Here is a 15,196-nt window from a genome sequence, read left to right on the forward strand (position 1 = left end):
CCGGCTGCTGCGCGCGCTCCGGCTGCCCCGCGGGAGCGGCGGCGACCGGGTGCCCGGCACCGGGCGGCCGGGGCTGGGCCGGGATGACACCGGCCGGCCGGTCCCCGGCTCCGGCCGTGGGCAACGCCCTGCGGGCCCTCTTGCGCAGCTCCGTGTCCATGTCCCGGCGGATTCGTCGGATGATCTCATCCATGTCAGGCATGCGGGCGACGGTAGAACCCGTCCGTCCGCAACGCCGCGCAGGCCAGGGGGGATTCACCCGCTCGGATGAATACTCAGGTGATCTTCCGGCGTCATGGCTTCGCCGCACGGGAAGTGGCAATGCTCCCCTCCCCCATCCGGCCCACATGACCCCAAGAGGTGCCAGGCATGACGACCGTACGCGCAGCCGCGCGTGAGCTGTTGCGGTCCCACGGAGCGACGACGGTGTTCGGCAACCCCGGCTCCACCGAGCTCCCCTTCCTCCAGGACTTCCCCGCCGACTTCCGGTACGTGCTCGGCCTGCAGGAGGCCGTCGTCGTGGGGATGGCCGACGGATACGCCCAGGCCACCGGCACCACCGCCCTGGTCAACCTGCACACCGCGCCCGGCGTGGGCAACGCCGTGGGGGCCCTCGTCACGGCGGCGGCGAACCACACGCCGATGGTGGTGACGGCCGGGCAGCAGGTGCGGGCCATGATGACCATGGAGGCGCTGCTGACGAACACGGACGCCACGCTCCTGCCCCGCCCGGCCGTCAAGTGGGCCTACGAGCCCCCGCGCGCCCAGGACGTGCCGGCCGCCCTCGCCCGCGCCTTCCACATCGCCGGGACCGCCCCGCGCGGGCCGGTGTTCCTCTCCCTGCCGATGGACGACTTCGACGTGGAGCTCGACGCGGCCGAGCGGCGGGCCGCCCGGCACGCCGCGGACCGCCGGGTGACGGACCGGACGGCGGCGGACCGGGCGTCCGTGGAGGCCCTCGCCCGCCGGCTGACGACCGCGTCCCACCCGGTGCTGGTGACCGGCGGTGCGGTGGACGCGGCCGGGGCGTGGGACGCGGTCGTGGAGCTCGCCGAGCGGCTGTCCCTGCCGGTGTGGGCGTCCCCCGTCGAGGGCCGGGTGGGCTTCCCGGAGAACCACCCCCTCTACCAGGGCGTGCTCCCGCCGGCCATCGCCCCCTTGGCGCAGACCCTGGCCGGGCACGACCTGGTCCTGGTGGCCGGCGCCCCCGTCTTCCGCTACTACCCCTACGTCCCGGGGCCGTTGCTGCCCGAGGGCACCGAGCTGGTGCTGCTCACCGACGACCCCGGCGAGGCCGCTCGCGCACCCGTCGGCGACGCCCTCGTGGCGGGGTTGCGCCCCACCCTGGAGCTGCTCGCCGAGCTCGTGGACAAGCGCGGCGGCCCGCCGCCGTCGCGCCCGCCCCGGGCCGCGGCCGAGGTGCCGGAGGCCGACGGCGAGCCGATGTCGGCCTCCATCGCGCTGGCCGCCGTCGCCGCCGGCGCCCCCGCCGACACCGTGTGGGTCAACGAATCGCCCTCCAACCTCCAGGCGTTCCGCGACCACGTGCGCATCGACCGGCCCGGCTCCTTCCTGATGACCACCGGCGGCGGCCTGGGCTTCGGCCTGGCGGCGGCCGTCGGCGCCCAGCTGGGCCGCCCCGAACGGCCGGTGGTGGCGGTGGTGGGCGACGGCTCCGCTCAGTACGCCATCACCGCACTGTGGACGGCGGCCGCCCACCGCGTGCCGGTGACGTTCGTCGTCCCCGCCAACCGCGAGTACGCGATCCTCAAGTGGTTCGGCCGCTTCGAGAACACGCCCGGCGTGCCCGGTCTGGACGTCCCCGGTCTCGACCTGTGCGCCCTCGCCCGCGGCTACGGGGTGCCCGCGCACCGCGCCACCGATCCGGCGCACCTGGCGGAGCTCGTCGCCGCCGCCACGACCAGCCCGGACGGGCCGGTGCTGATCGAGGCCCCGGTCACGACCGTGCCGCCCACGCTCTGACCCCGCCCGCCCGGCGCCCCCTCCCGTGCGTTCTTCCGCACCGCCCGGCCGCTGTGCCGCGCGGTCGTCGCGTGACGCCCGTTTCCGGATTCCCCACCGCATGGAGCTGCCCATGACCGAGACCCCCGGGAGCCCGCTGCTCGCGGCGCTCGCCGAAGCCCTGCCTCCCGACGCCCTCCTGACGGGCGAGGCCGAACTCGCCCTGCACCGACACGACTCGGCCCCCTTCAGCGAAGCCGGCCGGCCCGCCGTGGTCGTCCGCCCCGAGACCACCGAACAGGTGCAGCACGTGGTGCGCACCGCCCGCGCGCTGGGCGTGCCCGTGGTGCCGCAGGGCGCCCGCACGGGCCTGGCCGGCGCCGCGAACGCGGTCGACGGCTGCGTGGTGCTGTCGATGGTGCGGATGAACCGCATCCTGGAGATCGACGCCGCCAACCGCCTGGTGCGCTGCGAGCCCGGCGTGGTCACCGCGGACCTGGCGGCGGCCGTCGCCGGGGAGGGACTGTGCTACCCGCCGGACCCGGCCTCCTGGGAGAGCTGCACCATCGGGGGGAACATCGCCACCGGCGCGGGCGGGCTGTGCTGCGTGAAGTACGGCGTCACCGCGGACTACGTGCTCGGGCTGACGGTCGTCCTCGCGGACGGCGAGGTGCTGCGGGTGGGCCGGGACACGGTCAAGGGCGTCGCCGGCTACGACCTGACGCGGCTCTTCGTGGGCTCCGAGGGAACCCTCGGCGTGGTCGTCGAAGCCACGCTCGCGCTGCGCCCGCCCCGCCTGCCGGAGCGGGCCGTGCTGGCCCGGTTCGCGTCCGCCGCGGACGCCGGTGCCGCCGTCGGGGCGATCGTCCGGGCGGGCCTCGTGCCCTCCGCACTGGAGCTGCTGGACCGCACGACGAGCGAGGCGGTCGCCGCACTGGGCCACCCGCTGCTGGCGGACGCGGGGGCGGGCACGGGCGCCACGCTGATCGTGGCGAGCGACGCCCCCGACGCGGCGGCGCGGGTACGGGAGGCGGCCGGGCTGTGCCGGGACGCGAAGGCGCTGTCCGTCACGGCCGCCGAGGACGAGGAGGGCACCCGGCAGGTGCTGCAGGCGCGGCGGGCGGTCATGCCCGCGCTCGGCGCCCGGGCCCGCGAACTGCCCGGCGAGGTCACGGCGTTCATCGAGGACGTCGCCGTGCCCCGGGACCGGCTGACCGGGCTCGTCGAACGGATCGAGGAGATCGCCGAGGAGTACGGGCTCACCATCGCCACGGTCGGGCACGCGGGGGACGGCAACCTCCATCCGACGGTGCTCTTCGACCGGTCCGACCCCTCGGCCGTGCAGCGGGCGAGGGAGGCGTACGACGCCATCATGGCGGCCGGCCTGGAGCTGGGCGGCACCATCACCGGCGAGCACGGCGTCGGCACCCTCAAGCGGGAGTGGCTGACCCGCGAACTGCCGCCGCGGGCCCTGCGGTTGCAGCGGGACGTCAAACGGCTGCTGGATCCCGACGGAATCCTCAACCCGGGGAAGGTGCTGGCATGAGCTGGACGAGCGAGACCTTCGGCCGGGGCACGGGGACGCTCGCGGACGTGGCGGACGGCCCGGCCCTGCCCGCCGCGTCCCCCGGCGAGAACCTGCGCCTGACCCTCGGCTACTTCCTGCCCAACTACCTCAAGGGCGTCTTCCGGGCGCGCCCCCGCGTCGCCCGCCTGGTGGCCGCCCTCGACCCCAACCGGCGCGGCCTGGAGCTGATGCGGGACCTGCGCCGGCGCCACGGCCGCGGGCCCGTCGTGGTGCGCGGCACGTCGGGGCCCACCCTCCTCGTCCTCGACGCCGACGACGCCCGGCAGGTGCTGGCCGGACCGGTCGGCGTGTACGCCGTCGACACCTGGGAGAAGGTGAACGGCTTCGCGGCCGTGCAGCCCGAGGCGCTGGTCGCCTCGCACGGCCGGCAGCGCACGGCGCGCCGGGCGTTCAACGACGCGGTGCTGGACGCGGGCGCCCCCGTGCACCGGCTCGCCGGCCAGTTCCTTCGGGTCGCGGGCGAGGAGTCCCGGGCGCTGCTGGGCCCGCGGGCGGAGGCGGGGCTGTCGGCGCAGCAGGTCCGCGAGCGGATCGAGCGCATGGGGCGGCGCTGCTTCCTCGGCGAGGCGGCGGCAGGCGACGAGGAGTTCTCGCGGCTGCTGGCCGAGCTGCTGGCGGAGGCCAACTGGATGGGGGCGCGGCGCTGGCGCAGGGCGCGCACGCGGCGCCTGCGGCGCCGGATGATGCAGCGCCAGGCCCGCTACCTGTGCGACGCCGACCCGTACAGCCTGACCGGGCTGTTCCGTACGGCGCCCCGGGGCCCGGAGACCGCCCCGGAGGGACAGGTCGCGCACTGGTTCCTGGCGCTGGGCGTGGTGCACGCCGCCGTGGTGCAGACGCTGGCCCTGCTGGCCACGCATCCCGTGCACTACCGGCGGGCCGTCGAGGAGGTCCGGGAGGCGGACCGCGCACACGGGGCGCACACCGCGGCCGGCTTCGAGCGGATGCCGTACCTGCGGGCCTGTGTGCAGGACGCCGCCCGGCTGTGGCCGCCGGTGCCGAGCCTGATGCGGCGCACGACGGCGGAGACCCGCTGGCGGGCGGCCGTGGCGCCGGGCGGGATGAACGTCCTGGTTCCCGCGGCCTTCCACGCCCGGGACGACGAACGCATCGACTACGCGCACCGTTTCGCCCCCGAGAAGTGGCTGGACGGCACGGCGGAGGAGGACTGGGCCGTCAGCCCCTTCAGCAGGGGCGAGGCGCAGTGCAGCGGCATGGAGCTGGGGCTGCTGCTGTCCACGGGGTTCGTCGCCGAGTTCCTGCGCGGCGGGGAACTGGCGGTGGCCGGGGTGCGGATGAGCCCGCTGCGGCCGCTGCCGTACACCGTGGACCTGACGCGGCTGCGGATCGGCTACCGCCCCTACCGGACCGCGGAGGGCTCATGACCACCGACAGCGGCACCCGCACCGGGGCGGAGCCGGACGCGGCGGCCCTCGCGGCCGTGGCCCGGACGCTGGGCGAGGTGGCCGGGGAGATCCGCGCGGCGGGCCGGGCCCTGACGGCGGTGGCCACCGACCCGGCGCTGGCCGCCTCCCTGAGCCGCTCCCCGCGCACCGGCCTGCGGGCCGTGCGGATCCTGGCGGGCGCCCTCACCGAGCCCGCGGGGCTGGGCTTCGCACCGGACGGCGGGGGGCTGGGCCGGGCCGCCTGGCTGGGCGGGGTGCTCACGAGCCGGGAGAGCCTGGCCGTGGCCGTGGCGGTGACCTCGCTCAAGCTGAGGATCCGGCTGTGCTCGCTGCGGCACCCGGAGTTCGCCGCGGACGGTCCGGTGCGGCGGCTGCTGGAGGCGATCGAGGCGGACCGGCAGACGCGGGCGCTGCGGATCCTGCGGCGCAGCGTGCGCGAGGAGGGGGCCGAGCGGGCCCTGGCCCGGCTCGCACCGTCCCTGACCGAGGTGATGGCGTGGAACGCGCTGGTGGACGAGAACCCGTTCAACGACGCGGCGGCCTGGCACATCGTCACGGGCACCCGGGCGGACGGCGATCCGCTGCTGGGCACCTCCATCCGGGCCTGGGCCCGCTGGGACCGCGGCCCGGGCCGGGCGGAGCCCGAGCCCGCGGACCCGGCGCTGCTGGCGCGGCTGGACCACGGCGGCGGCATCACCGCCCACCTGCGCAACGTGACGGTCCTGGGCAACGACGGGCGGATGCTGGTGCAGCGCGTCACCGGCCCGGACGGCGTGGCACGTCACGTGGTGCTGCTGCCCGGCATGGCCTTCGGGCGGCCCCGCAACGCCACCCCGCAGGACCTGGTCGGCGCCGTCACCGCCGTGGGCCGCAACGACACCCCGTACACCCGCGCCGTCCGCAAGGCGCTGGCGCGGACCGTGCCGGAGGGGGCGCCGGTCGCGCTGATCGGGCACAGCCTGGGCGGCATCACGGCGATGAACCTCGCCGAGCTCCCGGAGGTCAACGAGCGGTGGCGGCTGACGCACGTGGTCGCCGTCGGTTCGCCGATCGACTTCAAGCGCCCCCGCGACCCGGCCACCCGGGTCGTCAGCCTCGTCAACGAGCACGACGTGGTGCCCAACCTGGAGGGCCGCAGCCCGGTGTCCGTCTTCCCGGTGCCCGCCGACTGGGTGGAGATCACCTGGGTGGACCCCTCGCACGACTTCCCGCAGTGCCACAACGCGGGGGTGTACGCGCAGAGCCTCGACGAGGTCGTGCCCGAGGAGCGCGACCGGGTCGACGCGCTGCTGGCGCCGTACCGGGGCCGGGTGGAGGAGACCGTCGTCCTCCGGCTCCACGACCGCTGAACCGCCCGCCGTCCGACCCACCCTGGAGAGCGATCGATGACCCCGGTACCGCGGCCGCGCCGCGAGTGGCACGCCCTGCCCTTCCCGCTGGCGCTGCTGGAGATCAGGCGGCAGCGGGAGCTGCTGCGCGCCCACAACCTGCACGACACCTACGGCGCCGGCGGCGAGCGCCCCCGCCGGCCCGGCCCCGCCGCACCGCCCCACCGCAGCTACGACGGCTCGGGCTACGACCCGGACGACGTGGACATGGGCCGGGCGGGCACCCGCTTCGACCGCAACTGCCCACTGCCGCTGACCTTCCCGGACGCCGAGGACAAGGGCCTGTTCGCGCCGAGCCCGCGGGAGGTCAGCCGGCAGCTGCTGGCCCGCAGCGGAGGCTTCCGGCCGGCGCCCACCCTCAACCTGCTGGCCGCGGCCTGGATCCAGTTCCAGAACCACGGCTGGTTCAGCCACGGGGACAACCACGCGGAGGCGCCCCTGGACGTGCCGCTCGCGCCGGACGACGACTGGCCGCAGTGCCCCATGCTCGTCCGCCGCTCCCGGCCCGACCCGGTCGCCCACACCGGGCCCGGCCGGCCGCCGACGTACGAGAACACCGTCACCCACTGGTGGGACGGCTCGCAGGTCTACGGCTCCGACGAGGAGCGGTGCCGGGCGCTGCGCACGGGCGAGGGCGGCAAGCTGGCCCTGGTGGAGGGCCGGCTGCCGGACGAGACGCGGCCGGGGCTGTCGGGCATCGACGCCACGGGCTTCAACGACAACTACTGGGTGGGGCTGTCGCTGCTGCACACGCTCTTCGCCAAGGAACACAACGCGATCTGCGACCGCATCGCCTCCGCCCACCCCACCTGGGACGACGAACGGCTCTTCCAGACGGCGCGGCTGGTCAACGCCGCCGTCATGGCGAAGATCCACACGGTGGAGTGGACGCCCGCGGTCATCGACCAGCCGGTCACCCGGGCGGCGATGCACATCAACTGGTACGGCGTGCTGCCCGCCCGGCTGCGGCGGCGGGTGCGGCGCTTCGGCAGGGGGGAGGCCCTGTTCGGCATCCCCGGCTCCCCCACCGCGCACCACACGGCGCCGTACTCGATGACCGAGGAGTTCGTCACCTCCTACCGGCTCCATCCGCTGGTCCGCGACGAGTACGAGATCCGCTCGCACCGCACGGGCGGGCTGATCGAGGTCACGGACTTCGAACCGCTGCAGGCGCTGGCCACGCGCAAGGCGGTGGACCGGTGGGGCCTGACCGACCTGCTGTACTCCTTCGGCACCATGCACCCCGGCGCGGTCTCCCTGCACAACCATCCGGACTGCCTGCGGGACCTGGTCCGGATCTCCGGGGAGCACGTCGACCTCGGCACGGTGGACGTCCTGCGCGACCGCGAGCGGGGCGTCCCCCGCTACACCGCCTTCCGGGCCGCGCTGCACCGGCCGCCGGTGCGCAGCTTCGAGGAGCTGACCGGCGGGGACGCCCTGCTGGCCGCCGAGCTGCGGGAGGTCTACGGCGGGCGGCTGGACCGCGTCGACACGATGGTCGGCATGTACGCCGAACCCAAGCCGCGCGGCTTCGCGTTCAGCGACACGGCGTTCCGGGTGTTCGTGCTGATGGCCTCCCGGCGGCTGAAGAGCGACCGCTTCTTCACGACCGACTACCGGCCGGAGATCTACACGGCGGAGGGGCTGGAGTGGATCGACCGTACGAGCATGCGCGACGTCCTGCTGCGCCACCATCCGGAGCTCGCCCCGGCGCTGGAGGCCGTGGGCAGCGTGTTCGCGCCCTGGCAGGGGCCCCGGTGACGGGCCCGGACGGCCGCGCCGGGGGCACGACCTGGTCGAGGACGGTACGGGAACGGGCGGACCGGCTGCGCGAGCAGGCGGACCGGCTGCGCGCGGGCGCCGGGGCGGTGACGCTGCCCGGCGCGGAGGGCACCGCCCTGCGGCAGCGGATCCTCACCCATGCCGTCCGGGCGGAGACCGCCGCCCTCGCGCTGGAGCGCGCGGCCGAGGCGCTGCACGGCCACGAGGCCGTGCTCGCGGCGCTCGCCCGCAGGCGGCGCGCGAAAGGGGGCGCCACGCACATCGGCTGACGGCGTGCCGGGCCGGGGCGCGCGCCCCGGCCCGGGCGGTCACCGGTCGGCGAGCTCGGCCACGGCGGTCGCGTACCAGCGGTCGCCGCGCAGCTCCGCCAGGCCATGGCCGGCGAGGCCGTTGACGTGCTTGAGGATCGTGCGCGCCTGGTAGCCGACCGCCGCGCACAGCTCGTCGACGGAGGCCCCGCCGTCGCCGAGGGCCCGCAGTCCGTCGAACGTGCGCGCCTCGTGGCGACCGAGGCCGGGCACGGAAACGGGAACGGGCCGTGGCTCGGTCCGTGCCTCCTGGCGCTGCTCCGGCCGGGACTCGGGCCGCGCCGTGGAGGGGCGGGTCGAGCCCACCGGGCGTGGGGTGCGGTTGACCCTGCGGTGTCGGCGGCCCTTCTGGCGCTTGCTCATGGCTGAACCACTGCTCCGTCCTGCGTCGTCGATCCTGCGGTGCCGGTGCCTCAACCCGCCGCGACACCGGCCGGTTACGAGACTTCCACGAAGTGTGCGTCACATCACGCACCGTGTCCCGGATGGCCGCGCCCGGGGAGCGTCCGGGACCGCGGCACGTGACCGGGCGGCACGGAGGAACAGGTGTGCAGCCAGGGGCGGGGGTAGCTCTGCGCCATGAGGTTCACACGGTTCGCCCGTCGTACGGGGGTCACGCTCGGCGCGGCCCTGCTCGCGCTGTTCACCACGGCCCCCGCCGCCCCGGCGCGGGAAGCGCCGCCGGTGGTCGGCACCGACCACGGCCGCGTGCGCGGCACCGCTCACGGGTCGTACGCCACCTACGAGGGCATCCCTTACGCGCAGCCGCCCACCGGTGCCCTGAGGTGGCGCGCGCCACGGCCCGTCCGGCCCTGGCCCGGGGTCCGGGACGCCACCCGCCCCGGCTCCCCCTGCGTGCAGCTGTCGATGCTCGGCACCGGGGCCGCCTCCGGTGCCGAGGACTGTCTCTACCTCAACGTCACCGCACCCACCCGGCCCGCCGCCGGGCGCGGGCGGCCCGTCATGGTGTGGCTGCACGGCGGTGCCTTCATCTCCGGCGCGGGCAGCGCCTACGACGCGAGGCGGCTGGTGACCCGCGGGGACGTGGTGGTGGTCACCCTCAACTACCGGCTGGGGGTCTTCGGGCTGTTCGGCCACCCGGCCCTGGGCGGGGCACCCGACTTCGCCCTCGCCGACCAGCGGGCGGCCCTGCACTGGGTGCGGGCCAACGCGGCCCGTTTCGGCGGCGACCCGCGCAACGTGACGCTCTTCGGCGAGTCCGCGGGGGCCCTCAGCACCTGCGCCCTGCTCGCCTCCCCCGGCGCGGCGGGGCTCTTCCACCGGGCGGCCCTCCAGAGCGGCCCGTGCACGGCCTCCTTCCCGCGCGGCAGCACCGCTCCGGGCTCGCCCGCCCGCAGCTCCTCCTGGGCGACGCAGGACGAGACCCGCGACGCCGGGACCGCCGCGGCGCGGCGGCTGGGGTGCGCGGAGCCGGCGACGGCGCTGCGCTGTCTGCGCGCCCTGCCCGCGCAGCAGCTGGCGACGCGGGAGGTGATGCTCGCCTTCGACCGCCTGTCGTACGGCACCGCGCTGCTGCCCCAGCGCCCCGACCGGGCCCTGGAGAGCGGCCGCTTCCACCGGATGCCGGTGCTGCAGGGCACCAACCACGACGAGATGCGGTTCTTCGTCGGGGTCTCGCTCGCCGCCCATCCCGTGCCCGACGAGCGCACCTACCGGGCGCGCCTGGCCGACTCGTTCGGGGACGCGGCCGGCGAGGTCGCGGCGCGCTACCCGGCGGGGGCGTACCCGACGCCGGCCCTCGCCTGGGCGGCCGTGCTCACCGACCGCTCGTTCACCTGCCCCGCCTTCCGTGCCGACCGGGCGCTGGCCGCGCACGTGCCCACCCACGCCTTCGAGTTCAGCGATGCGGACGCCCCGGTCTTCCCGGGCCTGCCGCGGGTGGAGGGCTTCCCGTACGGCGCGGCGCACGGCTTCGAGCTGCCGTACCTCTTCCCCTCCGACGTCTGGCCGCTGACCTCGGCGCCGCAGGTCCGGCTGGCGGAGACGATGGCCGGCTACTGGACGGGCTTCGCGCGCACCGGCGTCCCGGCCACGGCCGACGGGCCGCCCTGGCCGCTCTTCGACGCCCGGGCCGCCGCGCCCCGGGCCCAGACGCTGGGGCCCGGTCCCGGTGGCATCCGTCCGGTGGACCTGGGCGGGGAGCACCACTGCGGCTTCTGGAACCGGCACGGCGCCTGAGGGCCGTGCTGCGCGGCGTCGCCCTGCGGTGCACGATGAGGACATGCTGCTGGCCGAGGTCGCACGGGTGTCCGGGGAGGTCGCGGCGACCAGCGCGCGGTCGCGGAAGATCGCGCTGCTGGCCGGCCTGTTCCGGGACGCCGCGCCGGACGAGGCGCCCGTCGTCATCCCCTATCTGGCGGGCCGGCTGCCGCAGCGCAGGATCGGCGTGGGCTGGAGCACGCTGCGGGAGGTCCCGGCTCCGGCCGGCCGGGCCACGCTGACCGTGGGAGAGGTCGACCGGGCGCTCGGTGCGATCGCCGCGGTGGCGGGGCCGGGGGCGCAGGGCGAACGCAAGCGGCTCGTCGGCGCGTTGCTGGCGGCGGCGACGGCGGAGGAGCAGCACTTCCTGCTGCGGCTGATCGGGGGCGAGTTGCGGCAGGGCGCCCTGGACGCGCTGGCCGTGGAGGGGCTGGCGGCCGCGGTGGACGCGCCGCCGCAGGAGGTGCGGCGGGCGGTGATGCTCGGTGGCTCGCTCGGCGCGGTGGCCCGGGCGCTGCTGGCCGGGGGTCCGGCGGCGCTGGCGGAGTTCCGCCTGGAGGTGGGGCGGCCGGTGCTGCCGATGCTGGCGCAGAGCGCCAAGGACGTCGACGAGGCGCTGGACCGGCTGGGCCCCTGCGTGGTGGAGGAGAAGCTGGACGGCATCCGGGTGCAGGTGCACCGGGACGGCGGCACGGTGCGGGTCTACACCCGCACCCTGGACGAGATCACCGAACGGCTGCCGGAGCTGACGGCGGCGGCGCTCGACCTGCCCGTCGCCTCGGCCGTGCTGGACGGCGAGGTCATCGCCCTGGACGAGGCGGGCCGCCCGCACCCCTTCCAGGACGTCGCCGGGCGGGTGGGCTCGCGTCTCGACGTGGCGGCCGCCGGTGCGGCGCTGCCGCTGTCGCCGGTCTTCTTCGACGTGCTGGCCGTGGACGGCCGGGAGTTGCTGGCGCTGCCGACGTCCGAGCGGCAGGAGGTGCTGGACCGGGTGGTGCCCGGGCCGCTGCGCGTGCGCCGGCTGACGGTGGCGGACCCGGGCGACGAAGGGGCCCGGGCGGCGGCCCGGGAGTTCTCGGAGGAGGTGCTGCGGCGCGGGCACGAGGGGGTGATGGTCAAGGCCCTGGACGCCGCGTACGGGGCGGGGCGGCGGGGCGCGTCCTGGCTGAAGGTCAAGCCCGTGCACACCCTCGACCTGGTGGTGCTGGCCGCCGAATGGGGCCATGGGCGGCGGCGGGGCAAGCTGTCGAACCTGCATCTGGGGGCGCGGCGGCCGGACGGGTCGTTCGCGATGCTCGGCAAGACGTTCAAGGGCATGACGGACGTGATGCTGGCGTGGCAGACGGAGCGGCTGCGGGAGCTGGCGGTGGGCGACGACGGCTTCGTGGTGCGGGTGCGGCCCGGGCTGGTGGTGGAGGTCGCCTTCGACGGCCTCCAGCGGTCCTCCCGGTACCCGGCTGGGGTGACGCTGCGCTTCGCGCGGGTGGTGCGGTACCGGGAGGACAAGGGGCCGGAGGACGCCGACACGGTGGAGACGGTGCTGGCGCTGTCCCCGCGGCCCCCGTCGGCTAGCGGTTGACGTCCGCCGGGCAGAGGCGGCGTGCCTGCTTGTCGCCCTTGAGCTGCGCGTCGACGCAGCCGCCCGGCAGGCCCTGGTACGCCGTCGTGCCGAAGTTCGCGGTCACGGTCAGCGTGCCGTCGCCGAAGGACGTGCGCTGGACGGTGCGGTCCGCGGTGAGGGTGCGGAACCCGGTCATGGGCTCGGTGCCCGCCGCCTGGTGCAGGGGCGAGAAGTACGTCTGCAGGGCGGCCAGTTCGCCGCCCTGCTTCTCCAGCGAGTCGCCGCTGATGACGAAGTTGAGCGGGGTGTTGTAGAGCATCGCCAGCAGGGCCCGGTCGGTCTTCTGCTGCGGCAGCTTGTCGTACGACAGCTCCCAGCGCTCGACGTTGACGAGGGAGTCGTGCAGGGCCGTCTCGTACAGCGGGACGCGGTACGTGGGGTCGTACATCGCCTTGGCGACGTCGGCCGGCAGCTCGGCGGGCTTGAAGAAGACGTCGGGGGCCTTCTCGGGGGCGTAGCCGCCCCACTTCTGCTTGTCCCGCTGGGCCTTCCACAGGCCGTCGTGCACGGGGGTGCCCGAGCCGTGGTTGAAGGAGAGGACCTGGTTGGACCAGGCGCCGGCGGACTCGGAGCCGAGGGCCAGCTTGTTCCCGTCGGCCAGGCGCTTCATCCGGGCGAGGCGGCCCGCACGGTCCTGGGCCTTGGTCTGGGGGTGGGCCGCGCTGTGGTCGCGGAAGAGTTCCCCGGCCGCGTCGACGTCGAGGAAGTAGCTGTCGGCGCCGTCGGCGGTCATCTGCCGGGTGCGGTCGGCGAGGTAGTGGCGGGTGGGTTCGGCCTTCTCGAAGGCCGTGGTGCTCATGTAACAGCCGCGGTCGTGGTAGCCGGGCTCGGGCGTCTTGTCGGCCCGCTGGACGCAGAAGCCGGGGTAGAGGTCGTCCGGCCAGGCGGAGGTGGGGGTGTCGGAGGTGGCGGGGGGCTGGCCGTTGGCGAAGGAGTCGTACGGGCCGACGAGGTAGCCGGCGTCCTTGGCCGCAGTGGTGGCGGCGGCGTCCATGGGGTTCGGGCCGGCGTCGTAGCCGAGCCACATCCGGTCCACGCCGAGCTCCCGCAGCTTCCGTATGCCCTCGGGTGTACGGGCCTTGCCCCACACGTAGGCGTGGAAGGCGCCGAGCAGCTTCTTGTTGGCGGGAACGGCCTCGATCTTGCGCTTCAGGCTGCCCAGTTGGCCGTGCTCCCGCATCCAGGCGCGGTAGTCGAGGGCGGGGGCGACGGGTGAGCCGTCCGTGAGGCCGAAGGCGACGGTGTAGTCGGTGGTGCCGTCGCCGCGGGAGAAGGTGTGGGTGGCGGTGGTGCGCAGCCTGCCCTTCTCGGAGGTGAAGTCCAGCGTGGTGCCGATGTCGGTGGGCACGAGGTAGCTGACGCCGCTGCGGCCCGTGCTGTAGCCCCACAGCGGCAGGGACAGCTGCGATTCCATCGCCGCCTTGCTGCCGGCGAGCCCGGCCGCGGGCGAGTTCCAGAAGGGGTCGGCCACCGGCAGGGACAGGCCCTCGCCGCGCGGCAGCTGCAGGGTGGCGTCGGCCTGGCCGGCGCCGGTGACGGGCCAGGCGAGGGTGCGGTCGGCGGAGCCGGTGGAGCGGACGGAGACCACCAGACGGCCCTTCTCGGCGCGGGCGGTGACGGTCAGGCCGGTGTCGCCGTACGTCCACTGCGCGCCGTCCGCGGTGGTGATCACGCGCCCGGGCCGGCCGGGGCCGCCGGCGGCCGGCGCGGAGAGTTCGACGGTGGCGCCGGCGTCCGTGCGGGCCGTGACGCGCAGGGTGGCGGTGTCGACGGTGGCGGTGCCGCCCCTGACCGGGACGTCGACGAGGCGGTCGTGCACCCGGACGGCACCGGCCGGCCGTCGTCCGGTGGCGTCGGCGGGCGCGGCGAGGGTGACGCACGGGAGGGTCACCGCGAGGGCGACGGCCGCGGCACGTGCGGTACGACGAGGGTTGATGAAGTGCATGAGGAGTTGATAACGGGCCGCACTAAGAGAGTTCTAAGGAACGCCCGCGAATTCCGGCCAGAGCGAAGGGCGCTGAGGAAACGTCACCGCAACCCAGCGCCCCGGGCCCGCCGCCGGTCAGCCGCCCTGGAGGAGGTCCAGCAGGTCCTGGCGGGCGAACATCGCCGCGGTGTCCACCGCGGACGGCACCCCGGCGGTGGGGTCGGCGCCGTGGCCGACGAGCAGGCGTACGACCTCGGCCTCCCCCTTGAAGACCGCGCCTGCCAGCGGCGTCTGGCCGCGGTCGTTGGCTCGGTCGGGATCGGCCCCGCGCTCCAGCAGGGAGGCGACGGTCGCGGCGTGACCGTGGTAGGCGGCCAGCATCAGGAGGGAGTCGCCGCGGTCGTTGGTGAGGTTGACCGGAACGCCTGCATCCACATAGGCGGCCAGCGTATCGGTGTCACCGTGTCGCGCCAGGTCGAAGACCTTGGCCGCGAGTTGGAGCACCTCCGGGTCGTGTGCGGGCTCGTTCGTCTCGGGCGTCGGTCCTGTCATGGTCTGCCATCCTCCGTACGGGGGTATCCCCAGTTGCCGGAACAGTGCTTTCTGTGAAGCTGGAGGGGCTCATGGTGACCGCCCCCCAGTTCCAGGAGATTCCCATGATCCTCTCCATCTCGGGCGTCGTGCTCCTCGGTGTCGTCGTCTTTCTCTTCTTCAGGAAGGACAACCTCAAAGCCTCGCACGGGCTCGTCTGTGCTCTGTTCGGCTTCTACCTCGCGGGAACGGGCATCGCGCCCAGCATCAAGGCCGGCGGCGCGAGCCTCGCCAGCCTGCTCGGGGGCATCAAGTTCTAGCCCCGCCCCCACCCGCCGCCGCACCAACAGGAGGAGGCCCCTATGGGCCGGCGCTCGCTCCCCCGCGCCCTGCCCGAGTACACGGCGCTCTCCCGGGGCCGGGAGCTCACGCGTGGCCTCGCCGACCACGCCCGGGACATACT

12 protein-coding genes and 1 pseudogene are annotated in these 15,196 nt (G+C 75.4%); 9 read left to right on the forward strand and 4 right to left on the reverse strand.

Annotated elements, in window-relative coordinates:
• A pseudogene (locus tag LE181_RS27560) lies at window positions 1-202 on the reverse strand (hypothetical protein); the annotation flags it as partial.
• A gap of 167 nt (window positions 203-369) precedes the next feature.
• Here LE181_RS27560 and mdlC point away from each other — a divergent pair.
• The 6 genes from mdlC to LE181_RS27590 all read left to right on the forward strand — a co-directional run bounded on the left by mdlC (window position 370) and on the right by LE181_RS27590 (window position 8,395).
• Window positions 370-1,983 (forward strand): benzoylformate decarboxylase, encoded by a 1,614-nt coding sequence (mdlC, locus tag LE181_RS27565; RefSeq protein WP_225664217.1) that lies wholly within the window; start codon window positions 370-372, stop codon window positions 1,981-1,983.
• A gap of 112 nt (window positions 1,984-2,095) precedes the next feature.
• Window positions 2,096-3,508, forward strand: a complete 1,413-nt coding sequence (locus tag LE181_RS27570) for an FAD-binding oxidoreductase (protein WP_225664218.1) — start codon at window positions 2,096-2,098, stop codon at window positions 3,506-3,508.
• Complete coding sequence (locus LE181_RS27575) at window positions 3,505-4,935, forward strand: cytochrome P450 (protein ID WP_225664219.1); 1,431 nt, start codon at window positions 3,505-3,507, stop codon at window positions 4,933-4,935. The genes LE181_RS27570 and LE181_RS27575 overlap by 4 nt, the downstream gene beginning before the upstream one ends.
• Window positions 4,932-6,305 carry an alpha/beta hydrolase family protein gene (locus tag LE181_RS27580; protein ID WP_225664220.1) on the forward strand — a complete coding sequence of 458 codons (1,374 nt, stop codon included), beginning with the start codon at window positions 4,932-4,934 and terminating at the stop codon, window positions 6,303-6,305. Before LE181_RS27575 ends, LE181_RS27580 begins: the two co-directional genes overlap by 4 nt.
• Before the next feature lie 36 nt (window positions 6,306-6,341).
• Window positions 6,342-8,105, forward strand: a complete 1,764-nt coding sequence (locus tag LE181_RS27585) for a peroxidase family protein (protein WP_225664221.1) — start codon at window positions 6,342-6,344, stop codon at window positions 8,103-8,105.
• On the forward strand, window positions 8,102-8,395 hold the full coding sequence (locus LE181_RS27590; protein ID WP_225664222.1) for a hypothetical protein: 294 nt from the start codon (window positions 8,102-8,104) through the stop codon (window positions 8,393-8,395). The genes LE181_RS27585 and LE181_RS27590 overlap by 4 nt, the downstream gene beginning before the upstream one ends.
• 39 nt (window positions 8,396-8,434) lie before the next feature.
• On the opposite strand, the gene LE181_RS27595 is transcribed toward LE181_RS27590, so the two are convergent.
• Complete coding sequence (locus LE181_RS27595; RefSeq protein ID WP_225664223.1) at window positions 8,435-8,797, reverse strand: hypothetical protein; 363 nt, start codon at window positions 8,795-8,797, stop codon at window positions 8,435-8,437.
• 216 nt (window positions 8,798-9,013) lie between these two features.
• On the opposite strand from LE181_RS27595, the gene LE181_RS27600 reads away from it, so the two are divergent.
• Both LE181_RS27600 and LE181_RS27605 read left to right on the forward strand, forming a co-directional pair.
• A complete protein-coding gene (locus LE181_RS27600) occupies window positions 9,014-10,633 on the forward strand; it encodes a carboxylesterase/lipase family protein (RefSeq protein WP_225664224.1) in 1,620 nt (539 codons plus the stop codon).
• 43 nt (window positions 10,634-10,676) lie between these two features.
• Window positions 10,677-12,233 (forward strand): ATP-dependent DNA ligase, encoded by a 1,557-nt coding sequence (locus LE181_RS27605; RefSeq protein WP_225664225.1) that lies wholly within the window; start codon window positions 10,677-10,679, stop codon window positions 12,231-12,233.
• Here the strand turns inward: LE181_RS27605 and LE181_RS27610 are convergent.
• Both LE181_RS27610 and LE181_RS27615 read right to left on the reverse strand, forming a co-directional pair.
• A complete protein-coding gene (locus tag LE181_RS27610) occupies window positions 12,223-14,220 on the reverse strand; it encodes a glycoside hydrolase (protein WP_225664226.1) in 1,998 nt (665 codons plus the stop codon). The genes LE181_RS27605 and LE181_RS27610 overlap by 11 nt on opposite strands.
• Before the next feature lie 117 nt (window positions 14,221-14,337).
• On the reverse strand, window positions 14,338-14,754 hold the full coding sequence (locus tag LE181_RS27615) for an ankyrin repeat domain-containing protein (protein ID WP_225664227.1): 417 nt from the start codon (window positions 14,752-14,754) through the stop codon (window positions 14,338-14,340).
• 104 nt (window positions 14,755-14,858) lie between these two features.
• On the opposite strand from LE181_RS27615, the gene LE181_RS27620 reads away from it, so the two are divergent.
• On the forward strand, window positions 14,859-15,053 hold the full coding sequence (locus LE181_RS27620) for a hypothetical protein (RefSeq protein ID WP_071965316.1): 195 nt from the start codon (window positions 14,859-14,861) through the stop codon (window positions 15,051-15,053).
• Window positions 15,054-15,196: the final 143 nt, after the last annotated feature.

The sequence above is a fragment of the Streptomyces sichuanensis genome (genome assembly GCF_020328095.1).
GTDB classification, from domain to species: Bacteria; Actinomycetota; Actinomycetes; order Streptomycetales; family Streptomycetaceae; genus Streptomyces; species Streptomyces cinnamoneus.

Coding starts and splice junctions, on each gene's coding strand:
- LE181_RS27575 (WP_225664219.1), top strand. CDS start 3,505: ATGAGCTGGACGAGCGAGACCTTCGGCCGGGGCACGGGGACGCTCGCG.
- LE181_RS27595 (WP_225664223.1), bottom strand. CDS start 8,797: ATGAGCAAGCGCCAGAAGGGCCGCCGACACCGCAGGGTCAACCGCACC.
- LE181_RS27615 (WP_225664227.1), bottom strand. CDS start 14,754: ATGACAGGACCGACGCCCGAGACGAACGAGCCCGCACACGACCCGGAG.
- LE181_RS27570 (WP_225664218.1), top strand. CDS start 2,096: ATGACCGAGACCCCCGGGAGCCCGCTGCTCGCGGCGCTCGCCGAAGCC.
- LE181_RS27585 (WP_225664221.1), top strand. CDS start 6,342: ATGACCCCGGTACCGCGGCCGCGCCGCGAGTGGCACGCCCTGCCCTTC.
- LE181_RS27620 (WP_071965316.1), top strand. CDS start 14,859: ATGATCCTCTCCATCTCGGGCGTCGTGCTCCTCGGTGTCGTCGTCTTT.
- LE181_RS27580 (WP_225664220.1), top strand. CDS start 4,932: ATGACCACCGACAGCGGCACCCGCACCGGGGCGGAGCCGGACGCGGCG.
- LE181_RS27600 (WP_225664224.1), top strand. CDS start 9,014: ATGAGGTTCACACGGTTCGCCCGTCGTACGGGGGTCACGCTCGGCGCG.
- LE181_RS27605 (WP_225664225.1), top strand. CDS start 10,677: ATGCTGCTGGCCGAGGTCGCACGGGTGTCCGGGGAGGTCGCGGCGACC.
- LE181_RS27610 (WP_225664226.1), bottom strand. CDS start 14,220: ATGCACTTCATCAACCCTCGTCGTACCGCACGTGCCGCGGCCGTCGCC.
- mdlC (WP_225664217.1), top strand. CDS start 370: ATGACGACCGTACGCGCAGCCGCGCGTGAGCTGTTGCGGTCCCACGGA.